The following is a 10,823-nucleotide window of genomic DNA, read 5'->3' on the forward strand; positions in this document are numbered from 1 at the left end:
ACCATGCCACAATATGACAAAGCTGATGTGGAACGTCGCATGAAGGGCGCTGTCGATTCCTTCAAGAGCGACTTGAGCGGATTGCGCACTGGGCGCGCCAATGTGACATTACTCGACCCGGTCGTGGTTGAAGTATATGGATCCAACATGCCGTTGAACCAGGTCGCGACGGTTAGCGCACCTGAACCACGCATGTTGTCGGTGCAGGTTTGGGACCGATCAAATGTAACCCCGGTCGAAAAAGCAATTCGGTCTGCAGGGCTCGGCTTGAACCCGATAACCGATGGCCAGATGCTTCGTCTGCCGATTCCGGATTTGACCGAGGAGCGTCGCAAGGAACTTGCAAAACTGGCCGGGCAATATGCGGAGAAGGCGAAAATAGCCATTCGCAATGTGCGACGTGATGCCAATGACGGATTGAAAGCCGATGAAAACAAAAAAGAAATCAGCGAAGATGACCGCAAGCGCCTTGAAACCGAGGTGCAAAAAATGACTGACGACATGATCAAGGCAGTCGACGAAGCGGCCACGCACAAGGAAAAGGAAATCATGAGCCAGTGATTTTGGCTTTAACTTCTTCCTTTTTTGGATGTGTGGCCGGATAATGGGTGCCGTTGCCGCCACCACCACGGCCCGCGTAGAGGCAGGCACCGGTCAGATGCCACGCCACGTCGCGATCATCATGGATGGCAATGGCCGATGGGCCAAAAAGCGGATGCTGCCCCGTGCTATGGGGCATAAAAAGGGCGTGGAGACCGTGCGCAATATTGTTCGGGCGGCGGGCGAGTTGGGTTTGGAGGCACTGAGCCTTTATGCGTTTTCTAGCGAGAATTGGAAACGGCCTGAGGATGAAATTAGCGACCTGATGGGATTGATGCGCAGCTTTATCAAATCCGACATAGACGAATTTACCGCCAACGATGTCCGCTTGAAGATTATTGGTAATTACCGCGCATTGGCCCCAGATATTGTCGACATGCTGGACGAAGCACTGGACCGTACTGCCAAGAACAGCCGGACCACATTGGCCGTCGCATTGAACTACGGATCGCAGGACGAGTTGGTGCGCGCGGCGCAGGCTGCCGCGGCACAAGGGCCGATTACGGCGCAATCAATCGAGGCAAATCTGGACACCGCCGATATGCCCCAGCTGGATTTGCTGATCCGCACATCGGGCGAGCAGCGCCTGTCGAACTTCATGCTCTGGCAAGCGGCTTATGCTGAATTCTGGTTCACAGATACGCTATGGCCCGATTTCACCAAGGCTGAGTTGGCGCGCGCCCTTGATGAATTCGCTGGCCGCGAAAGGCGTTTTGGCGGGCGATGAGCGGAGCACAGGCGCCGATTCCCAAGCCGCGTTCCGACCTCGGCATTCGCACGTTTTCGGGCGTGGTGATGATGCTGGTGGCGGCCGGAGCCATATGGATCGGCGGGCCGGTTTTTGCGATCTTTATCGCACTCATTACCGTCGGGCTGCTCTATGAATGGACCAAATTGGTCCTTGGCCTGACGCCCAAGCTCGTAGCCCGGTTTGTCTGGATAATGGGCGGCCTAGCCTATGTAGGTTTGGCGACTGCCTTTCTTGTCTTTCTTCGGGAATTTGCGGAAATCTATATTCTTTTGGGGCTTGTCGGCCTTGTCATCTCTACCGACACCGGCGCTTATTTTGCAGGCCGCACTTTTGGCGGACCAAAAATTGCCCCGGCCATCAGTCCGTCGAAAACCTGGTCCGGACTGATTGGAGGGATGACCGCGTCGGCTTTGTTCCTTAGCATATTGGGCCATAACACCGAAGGCTTCGCCCTTTGGCAACCGCTGACCGGCGCAGGACTTGCAATTGTGGCGCAGGCAGGTGATTTTTTCGAAAGCTGGATGAAAAGACGGGCAGGGGTCAAGGATTCGGGCAATCTCATCCCCGGCCATGGCGGCCTGTTTGACCGCGCGGACGGGCTGATTGCCGTTTTGTGCGTTACCGCATTGCTCGTGGTTTTATTGCAGATGACCGGCCAGCCATGACACGTTCCATATCCATCTTCGGCGCAACCGGTTCGGTAGGCCTTTCCACACTCGATCTTGTGCGCCAACATCGCGATACGTTTCGCGTCGTTGCGCTAACGGCCAATGGGAATGCCGCAAAGCTCGCCGCATTGGCGCAGGAGTTTGACGCCGATCTGGCGGTAGTGGCCGAAGAGGATGCCTATCCGGCACTCAAGACCGCGCTCGCAGGATCGCGCACCGAAGCGGCCACGGGGGCCGATGCCCTTGTTGCTGCGGCACGGCGCAATGTGGACTGGACCATGGCCTCGATTGTGGGCTGTGCCGGACTGCCGCCCACTATGGCCGCCATAGAGCAAGGACGCACGGTTGCGCTTGCCAATAAAGAGGCGTTGGTTTCGGCGGGTGACCTGATGATGGCCGCGGTCGAGCGTTCCGGCGCGACTTTGCTTCCGGTGGACAGCGAACATAATGCCATTTTTCAATGTCTGGCCGGAGGCAAGCTGGAACAGGTGCGTAAAATCACCTTGACCGCGAGTGGCGGGCCGTTTCGAAGTCTTTCATATGATGCGATGCGTTATGTCACACCTGCCCAAGCGGTCGCTCATCCCAATTGGGACATGGGTGCAAAAATCAGCGTCGATTCGGCAACGATGATGAACAAGGGCCTTGAGCTTATCGAGGCTTATCACCTGTTTCCCGTCGGTCTCGACCGTCTGGACATCCTGGTGCACCCCCAGTCGGTGATCCATTCGATGGTCGAGTATCAGGATTGCTCGACCTTGGCGCAACTCGGATCGCCTGACATGCGTATTCCGATTGCAAGCGCGCTGGCCTGGCCGGAACGGATTGCCACTACGTGCCAACCGCTGGATCTGGCGGCAATAGGCCAGCTTACCTTTGAAGCGCCAGATCTTGTGCGTTTCCCCGCATTGCGACTTGCACGCGCGGCCATAAGCGAGGGCGGAGCCAAGCCTGCTATCCTGAATGCGGCAAACGAAGTGGCCGTTGCCGCCTTCTTGAAAGAGCAGATTGCCTTTCTCGATATCGCCACTTTGGTTGAGCAGACCCTGATGGGCTTTGTCCCTGACGCACCCGTGTCGCTCGATGATTTGTTCAGCATTGATGCAGAAGCAAGGCGCTATGCGCAGGATCAACTAGAAAAGGTCGCACATGGAAGTTGAATCTCCCAATATTTTTCTCACTCTGCTGGCGTTTCTGACTCTGATCGGTACGCTGGTTGTTGTGCATGAGCTTGGCCATTATTTTGTCGGGCGCTGGTTCGGCGTGAAGGCAGAAAAATTCTCCATCGGCTTTGGTCCCCAGATATATGGACGGACTGATAAACGTGGCACCTTGTGGCGTGTGGGTGCGCTTCCGTTGGGCGGATATGTGCAGTTTGCAGGCGATATGAATCCGTCGAGCCAAGCGGACGAAAGCTGGAAATCGCTCCCCGACGCCGAACGGAACCAGACTTTCCAGTCCAAAGCACTGTGGCAGAGGGCGTTGATCGTTTTTGCCGGACCAGCGGTCAATTTTCTGTTGGCAATCCTGATTGCAATGGGGTTCCTGCTGGCATTTGGCAAATCGGTTACGCCACCGGTCATTGACGTAGTTCAACCGGGCAGTCCGGCTGCGGTTGCGGGATTGGTTCCGGGCGATCGCATATTGAAATTCAACGGCCGGTCGATTGAAACCTTTGATGAAATGGCAAACGAGATTGTCATGATTCCCGGCGACATGGCGAATATTGAAGTCAAACGCGGCGATCAGGTCCTTGTTAAAGATGCCCGGATTGCAGTTGTCGAGGAAATTGACCGTTTCGGAAATAAATATCGCATCGGACGTATCGGAATTGCCGCGAACAAGATTGAAGTGCGTGAAGTGGGAATTCTTGAAGCACCTTGGGCTGCTGTCGTTCAAACCGGTAATATCTTGCGGCAACAAATGATCGGTTTGGGCCAGATCATTTCAGGGCGACGTCCGATATCGGAACTGGGCGGTCCTTTGAAAATTGCCAAGGTTTCGGGTGAAGCCATGAGCATGGGAATTTTGACCTTTATCAGCCTTGCTGCGCTCATCTCGATTAACTTGGGGTTCATCAACCTCCTGCCAATTCCGATGCTCGATGGCGGCCATTTGCTGCTCTATGCGGTTGAAGCGGTTCGAAGAAGACCCGCGACACCGCAAGTGCAGGAATGGGCGTTTCGGGCCGGATTTGCGATGTTGGTGGGCTTTATGATTATGGTGACGTTCAACGACCTTGCATCTTTTGGCCTATTTGGTGGTGGATAGAGATCACTGCACACTTGATTGCTGACGCGGCTTGGGGCAGGGACGCAATCGAATTAAGAGGCCATTGGCCAAATCACCGGTGGGGGCCGGACATCAGATCGGATGACAATGAATTTCAAAGCACTTGGCATATATTTGATGGGTTCAACCGCGTTGGCGGCGACGGGCACAATGTTGCTCACCGCTCCTGCATTTGCACAGGCCGCGTCTACACCTGCACAGCCTGCGCCTGTCGCACAGGCGGACCAGATCCAGTCAATCACAATAGTTGGTTCACAGCGGCTCGAACCTGATACCGTTCGCGCTTATATGCGACTGCGCGTCGGGCAAAATTGGAGCCAGGTCGCCGGTGACCAGGCGTTGAAGGAATTATATGCTACCGAATTATTCGCGGATGTTTCGATTCGGAATAACTCGGGCGCAGTAGTTGTTGAAGTTCGCGAGAACCCGGTCGTTAACCGGATCATTCTTGAGGGCAATAAGCGGATCAAAAACGACAAGATAGAACCGGAAATAAAATTGGCGCCGCGCCAGATTTATTCGCGGTCAAAGGTTCGTGCCGACGTCGCCCGAATAATCGAGCTTTACAAAAGACAAGGACGCTTCGCTGCGTCTATCGAACCCAAGCTGGTTCAGTTGGACCAGAATCGCGTCGACATTGTGTTTGAAATTACCGAAGGGCCAAAATCCAAGGTCCAACAGATCAATATCATCGGAAATGACAAATTCGGAGACAATCGCCTTCGTGGTGAAATGGTCACGAAACAGTCGCGTTTCTACACGTTTTTTAGCTCCGGCACCAGCTATGACCCCGACCGTCTGGCATTTGACCAACAAAAACTGCGTCAATTCTATTTGACGCAGGGTTATGCGGATTTCCGTGTTGTTTCGGCTGTTGCGGAACTTACGCCTGATAAACAGGATTTTATCATCACTTATGTGGTGGAAGAAGGCGAACGCTATAAATTCGGTGATGTGAAGGTCGAAAGCCAGATCCGCGATTTTGACTCGGAAAAGCTGACCTCCACATTGCGCATGAAAAAAGGCGATTGGTATGATGCCAAGATGGTAGAAGATACCGTCGAGGGCCTTTCTGAAACCGCTGGCTTGTTTGGTTATGCCTTTGCCGATGTGAATCCGAACTTCATTCGCGACAAAGAAACGCTGACCATGGGCATCACCTTTGATGTTGCCGAAAGCCAGCGTGTGTTTGTCGAGCGCATTGATATTAACGGCAATACATTGACGCAAGACAAGGTGGTTCGCCGCGAATTCCGATTGAATGAAGGGGATGCATTTAACAGCATTCAGGTCAAGCGGACCGCCGACCGGATCAAGTCACTCGGATATTTTCAGGAAGAATTGGCGGTAGAGCAAGCACAAGGCAGCGCGCCCGACCGTATCGTGCTGACCACCAATGTTGAAGAAAAGGCAACCGGCGAGCTTTCATTGTCCGCCGGTTTTTCCTCGATTGAGAATTTCATTTTCCAAGGATCGATAAAACAACGCAACTTCCGTGGCTTGGGTCAGGAACTTCGGACGAATATTTCATATTCGTCGTTTTCAAAGTCGGCTGAAATCGGGTTCACTGAACCTTATCTTTTAGATCGCTCAATTGCGATTTCAGGCGATATTTTCCGGCGCGATTTGAACAGTTTCAACTTCTTCAATAACCAGCGCAACACAACCTTTGAACAGGCGACAACCGGTCTTCAGATCCGTGTGGGCGTGCCGATCAATGAGTTTGTCTATTTTCAAGCGCGTTATGGCTTAAGTCAGGACGATATTACTCTCGACCGTAATTCGTTCTTCTCTGACCCTGATGGGACAGGGCCTTTGCCCGCGACCTGTGATCCGTTGCTCGCAGGTCGGTTCTTGTGTGATGCGATCGGGAATCGTCTTACATCTTCATTAGGTTATACCTTACTGTTTGATGATCGCGATAACCGCGCGCGTCCGACCCGTGGCCAAAGCGCCGGTATCAGTCAGGATTTTGCCGGACTGGGCGGCGATGTTAAATATATCAAAACGCGGATAAACGCCGATAAATATTGGCGTGTCGGCGGAAGCAATTTCATCTTTTCGATGGCAATCGAGGGTGGATATATCCACCCGCTTGAAAATCGGGGTATTGCTGGCTCTGACGACATCCGTTTAACGGATCGCTTCTACCTTGGCGAACCGCAAATGCGCGGTTTTGATATCCGGGGTATTGGTCCAAGGGTTCAGCGCGTCACATTCAATCAGGAATTGCAAAACGGCGTTGTCGTCAATGTTCCCAATTTTGATCGCAACCAGATTCAGGATGACGCGATCGGCGGCCGATTCTATTATCTCGGAAGAGCTGAACTTCAAATCCCGCTTGGGACTGGTGCAAAAGAACTTGGCTTGCGACCCTCGATATTCATGGATGTGGGTTCCGTGTTCGACGTTACCCGTCCGATTTTGCAATCTTTACAGGCGAGATCGGCCTCAACAGCACCTGTGCCAAACGCACCGTTATTCTTCACGGGCGTCGTGAACGCCGCGGGCGTTTTTGAACAGGATACCGTGGCAACAAACGCAGATGGTTCGGCGCGAACGCCTGTACTGCAGTTCGAAGAACGCTTTTTCGGTGACTCTTTCAAGCCACGCCTCTCGGTTGGCTTTGGTGTTAACTGGAATTCCCCATTTGGTCCGTTCAGGATCGATATAGCCCGCGCACTCCTCAAACAGACGGGCGATGATACCAAATTATTTACATTCAACGTAGGGACTCAATTCTAATGAAAACTCGTAACTCCGCATTTGCTGCGGCGCTTTTGTCGGCCGCAGTGATCTCTGCTCCAGCTAGTGCACAGGTTGCAGGTATAGCTACCGCAGATACTTCCGTCGTCATTGCCCGCACCAAGGCTTTGGGCGCTGCTTATCAATCAATTGGCACGCAATATGCGACTTATGCTCAGCAAATTCAGCAGAAGCGCAAAGAAATCAATGACATGAATGTCCAGCTTGATACCAATAAGGACAAGGAACTGACGCAGGCCGAGCTTGATGCTGCGGTAAAAGCCAAAAATCCTTTGGTGGCGCAGATCGAAGCCAAGCAAAAGGAAATCGGCCAGTTGCAGGACCCGATTATCAAGGCACAGCTTTACTCCGTCGAACAAATCGCTTTGAAATATGAAGCCGCGCAGCAGGCTGTGATTGCCGCCAAGAAAATTAACATCATTCTGGCGCCTGATGCATTTGTATGGGCACCTGATGCGGTTGATGTTTCGGCAGCTATCACCGCTGAACTTGATAAAGTAGCGCCTACAGTAGGAACCACTCCACCTGCGGATTGGCGTCCTTCGCGTCAGGGTGCAAATCTGTATCAGCAAATTCAGCAGCTGTTTGAAAATGCGGCACGGGTACAGGCTGCTCAGGCTGCCAATCAGGCCCCGGCTGCACAAACGCCAGCACAGCAGCCTGACGGCCGCTAATTTATGACTGCATCGGCAGATTTCACGAATTATGATGTCCGCCGCGTGATGGCGGTGCTTCCGCACCGTTATCCAATGCTTTTGGTTGACCGCGTAGAGGAGCTTGTCGTTGACGAGCGAATCCGCGCGGTCAAAGCCGTGACGATCAACGAAGGTTTTTTTCAAGGTCATTTTCCAGGGCGGCCGATTATGCCGGGCGTTCTGATTGTGGAGGCTTTGGCGCAAGCCGCCGGTATCCTCGCGATGGAAAGCCTCGGCTTGGCCGGTTCGGGCAAGCTGGTTTATTTCATGGCCATCGACAACGCCAAATTCCGCGCTCCGGTGGAGCCAGGCTGTCTTCTTCATCTCGATGTGACCTTCACACAGAAGCGCCCACGTGTGTGCAAATTTGCCGGACGCGCGCTGATGGGCGACACGGTTGCCGCCGAGGCGGAGTTTATGGCGATGATCGCCGACCCGCCCGCCTAGTCGCAAAGAAAGGCGTTTGCGCTGGGGCAGGGTTTTTCAACCTTGCCAAGCGCAGCACGTGCCGCTAAGGGCGGCGCTTCCGAATTTTAGGGCTTCCGGTCGGAAACCGGAGGCTGAGCTAAGGATTTATACATGAAAGCCGATATTCACCCCGATTATCACATGATCAAAGTGCAGATGACCGACGGCACTGTCTTCGAAACCCGCTCCACCTGGGGCAAGGAAGGCGACACGCTGGCGCTCGACATTGATCCGACCTCGCACCCCGCATGGACCGGTGGTTCGGGCCGTATGCTGGATACCGGCGGCCGCGTTGCGCAGTTCAACAAGCGTTTCGGCGGACTCAGCCTCAAGAAATAAGGGGTGGTGGGGATCATATCCCTGCGCCGCACTCAATATCGGGCACCTCTTGACAAGGCTTGACGCCGGACGGGAGCAACCCTTAAGGAACGCGCCTGCCTTAGTGGCGCTATGGCGATCGTAGCTCAGTTGGTTAGAGCGCTGGTTTGTGGTACCAGAGGTCGGGGGTTCAAGACCCCTCGATCGCCCCATTATTCCCTCCAATTTCAGGATGACAAATAGCTCGCGTAATATTATTACGCGACTTCGCAATTTGATTCCGTCACACAGCTTTGTCTGCGCGACCTCAAGGGGGAATGAGTGATGCCCGCAATCTGGGATTTGCCTGATTTTGATTCGCACGAAGCCGTGCATCTTTTTGAAGATCGCGCGACCGGCCTTAAGGCTGTTATTGCGGTTCACTCGACCCATTTGGGTCCCGCTGCGGGGGGCACCCGTTTCTGGCATTATGCCGATAGCCAGTCGGCGATTACCGATGCGCTGCGCCTGTCGCGTGGTATGAGCTATAAAAATGCAATGGCGGGGCTTTCCGCAGGTGGCGGTAAAGCTGTTATCCTTGCCAATCCGTCGCGTTCCAAGCCAGTTGAACTGCTCGATGCCTTTGCGCGTGCGGTTGATTCGCTGGGCGGCAAATATGTGACCGCGCAAGACGTCGGCATGTCCGAGGCCGACATGGTGCACCTGTCCAAGACAACCGCCCATGTTGCAGGCCTGCCCAATCAAGGCGGCGACCCCGGACCCTATACGGCGCGGGGCGTTTATCTGGGTGTACAGGCAGCCGCAAAGCATGTGTTCGGTACGGACGATATGCAAGGTGTGCATGTGGCCATTCAGGGCGTAGGTAGCGTCGGAGGCGGACTGGCCCGCTATCTGGCGCAACAGGGCGCGAAATTGACGCTTGCCGATGTGGACTCCGCACGTGCTGCGGCGCTTGCTGCCGAACTCGGCGGCGTATCGGTTGCAGCCGATTCTATCATGAGTGTCGAGGCCGATATCTTCAGTCCTTGTGCGCTGGGTGCGATACTGACCGAAGATACGGTCGCGGGACTGAAGGTAAAAGCCGTCGCGGGCGGCGCTAATAACCAGCTCGCGAAGGGAATCGAAGGCCGGATGTTGGCGGACCGCGGGATCCTCTATGCTCCCGACTATGTCATCAATGCGGGTGGGATCATCAACGTCCTGCGCCACGTTGATGCGGCCGATGACGCAGAAATCAACCGCCGGATCGACACGATTCCGGGACGCCTTTCGGAAATCTGGAAGGAAAGCGATGCCAGCGGTTCTACACCTGCGGAAGTTGCCGACAAAATGGCTCAAAAGCTTATCGGCCGTTGATGTGAATCCATTGGCGTAACGCATTCGCGGTGCTAGAGGCGGGGAATAATATGCACCGCTTCGCCAATCCTGCCCGTTTTTTGCGCCTTGCAAAGCCACTGACGCCCGCTCTGTTCTGGCCGGGGCTGTTATTGGCGCTTGGGGCCTGTTTATGGGGCCTGTTGGCGGTGCCGACCGAACGACTGATGGGCGACACCGTCAAGATCATCTTCGTCCATGTTCCTGCCGCATGGCTCGGCATGGGTGGATGGATGGGCATTGCGATTGCCAGTTTGGTGCAACTCGTTTGGCGCCATCCGCTTGCGGGCATCGCCGCGCGCGCCATCGCTGTCCCCGGTGCAACGTTTGCCGCCATCTGTTTAGTGACCGGGTCGATATGGGGACGTCCGACTTGGGGAACTTGGTGGGTCTGGGATGGTCGGTTGACGTCGATGCTGGTCCTTTTTTTTCTGTATCTAGGCTATATCGCGCTCGCCAACGCCAGCAGTGAAAAGGGCGATACAAGCCGCGTGGCCGCCGTCTTCGGTATTATCGGTGCCGTGAATATCCCGATCATCAACCGATCTGTCATCTGGTGGGAAAGTCAGCATCAAAAGGCGAGCATTACGCTCGGCGGATCATCAATCGACGGTGCTTATCTTGCGCCTCTTTTCGTGGCTGTGGCGGGTTTCAGTCTGTTGTTCGGCGCGCTAGTGCTGATGCGGATGCGCGCGGCACTTGCAGAAATGCGTATTGATGCGCGTATGCGCCGCATGGCGGACGACTAATGCCACATTTGCCTTTCATCATCGCCGCTTTTGCGGTGACGGGCGTGGGCATGCTGTGGCTCACGGTGTCGAGCTATCTCGCCATGCGCCGTTCGGAAGCTTTGGCCGATGAATTGAGGCAGCAACCATGAAGCCCGTAACG

At 54.6% G+C, this 10,823-nt stretch carries 12 protein-coding genes and 1 tRNA gene; all 13 read left to right on the forward strand.

Features of this window, described 5'->3' with window-relative positions; all coding sequences use genetic code 11:
* Positions 1 to 3 precede the first annotated feature (3 nt).
* The 13 genes from frr (at position 4) to ACKVOS_RS02165 (ending at position 10,812) form a co-directional block, all read left to right on the forward strand.
* A complete protein-coding gene (frr, locus tag ACKVOS_RS02105; protein WP_409210367.1) occupies positions 4 to 561 on the forward strand; it encodes a ribosome recycling factor in 558 nt (185 codons plus the stop codon).
* A gap of 43 nt (positions 562 to 604) precedes the next feature.
* The gene (gene uppS / locus ACKVOS_RS02110; RefSeq protein WP_409210368.1) at positions 605 to 1,327 is read left to right on the forward strand and encodes a polyprenyl diphosphate synthase; all 723 of its coding nucleotides are present in this window, start codon (positions 605 to 607) and stop codon (positions 1,325 to 1,327) included.
* Positions 1,324 to 2,016: a phosphatidate cytidylyltransferase gene (locus tag ACKVOS_RS02115; RefSeq protein ID WP_409210369.1), complete on the forward strand. Its 693-nt coding sequence runs from the start codon at positions 1,324 to 1,326 to the stop codon at positions 2,014 to 2,016. Before uppS ends, ACKVOS_RS02115 begins: the two co-directional genes overlap by 4 nt.
* Positions 2,013 to 3,179, forward strand: coding sequence for a 1-deoxy-D-xylulose-5-phosphate reductoisomerase (locus ACKVOS_RS02120; RefSeq protein WP_409210370.1), 1,167 nt, complete (start codon positions 2,013 to 2,015; stop codon positions 3,177 to 3,179). The genes ACKVOS_RS02115 and ACKVOS_RS02120 overlap by 4 nt, the downstream gene beginning before the upstream one ends.
* Positions 3,169 to 4,290 carry an RIP metalloprotease RseP gene (rseP, locus tag ACKVOS_RS02125; RefSeq protein ID WP_409210371.1) on the forward strand — a complete coding sequence of 374 codons (1,122 nt, stop codon included), beginning with the start codon at positions 3,169 to 3,171 and terminating at the stop codon, positions 4,288 to 4,290. The genes ACKVOS_RS02120 and rseP overlap by 11 nt, the downstream gene beginning before the upstream one ends.
* 138 nt (positions 4,291 to 4,428) lie before the next feature.
* Positions 4,429 to 7,056: an outer membrane protein assembly factor BamA gene (bamA, locus tag ACKVOS_RS02130; protein ID WP_409210445.1), complete on the forward strand. Its 2,628-nt coding sequence runs from the start codon at positions 4,429 to 4,431 to the stop codon at positions 7,054 to 7,056.
* Positions 7,056 to 7,751 (forward strand): OmpH family outer membrane protein, encoded by a 696-nt coding sequence (locus ACKVOS_RS02135; protein ID WP_409210372.1) that lies wholly within the window; start codon positions 7,056 to 7,058, stop codon positions 7,749 to 7,751. Before bamA ends, ACKVOS_RS02135 begins: the two co-directional genes overlap by 1 nt.
* Before the next feature lie 3 nt (positions 7,752 to 7,754).
* Positions 7,755 to 8,219 carry a 3-hydroxyacyl-ACP dehydratase FabZ gene (fabZ, locus tag ACKVOS_RS02140; RefSeq protein ID WP_409210373.1) on the forward strand — a complete coding sequence of 155 codons (465 nt, stop codon included), beginning with the start codon at positions 7,755 to 7,757 and terminating at the stop codon, positions 8,217 to 8,219.
* Positions 8,220 to 8,351: 132 nt separating this feature from the next.
* Complete coding sequence (gene rpmE, locus ACKVOS_RS02145; protein WP_125230382.1) at positions 8,352 to 8,579, forward strand: 50S ribosomal protein L31; 228 nt, start codon at positions 8,352 to 8,354, stop codon at positions 8,577 to 8,579.
* Between the two features lie 114 nt (positions 8,580 to 8,693).
* Positions 8,694 to 8,770: transfer RNA gene (locus ACKVOS_RS02150), tRNA-His, on the forward strand.
* A gap of 112 nt (positions 8,771 to 8,882) precedes the next feature.
* Positions 8,883 to 9,914, forward strand: coding sequence for a Leu/Phe/Val dehydrogenase (locus ACKVOS_RS02155; RefSeq protein ID WP_409210374.1), 1,032 nt, complete (start codon positions 8,883 to 8,885; stop codon positions 9,912 to 9,914).
* A gap of 50 nt (positions 9,915 to 9,964) precedes the next feature.
* Positions 9,965 to 10,681, forward strand: coding sequence for a heme ABC transporter permease CcmC (gene ccmC / locus ACKVOS_RS02160; protein WP_409210375.1), 717 nt, complete (start codon positions 9,965 to 9,967; stop codon positions 10,679 to 10,681).
* A complete protein-coding gene (locus tag ACKVOS_RS02165) occupies positions 10,681 to 10,812 on the forward strand; it encodes a hypothetical protein (protein WP_409210376.1) in 132 nt (43 codons plus the stop codon). The genes ccmC and ACKVOS_RS02165 overlap by 1 nt, the downstream gene beginning before the upstream one ends.
* Positions 10,813 to 10,823: the final 11 nt, after the last annotated feature.

Source organism: Sphingorhabdus sp. (assembly GCF_046154385.1).
Taxonomy (GTDB): domain Bacteria; phylum Pseudomonadota; class Alphaproteobacteria; order Sphingomonadales; family Sphingomonadaceae; genus Sphingorhabdus_B.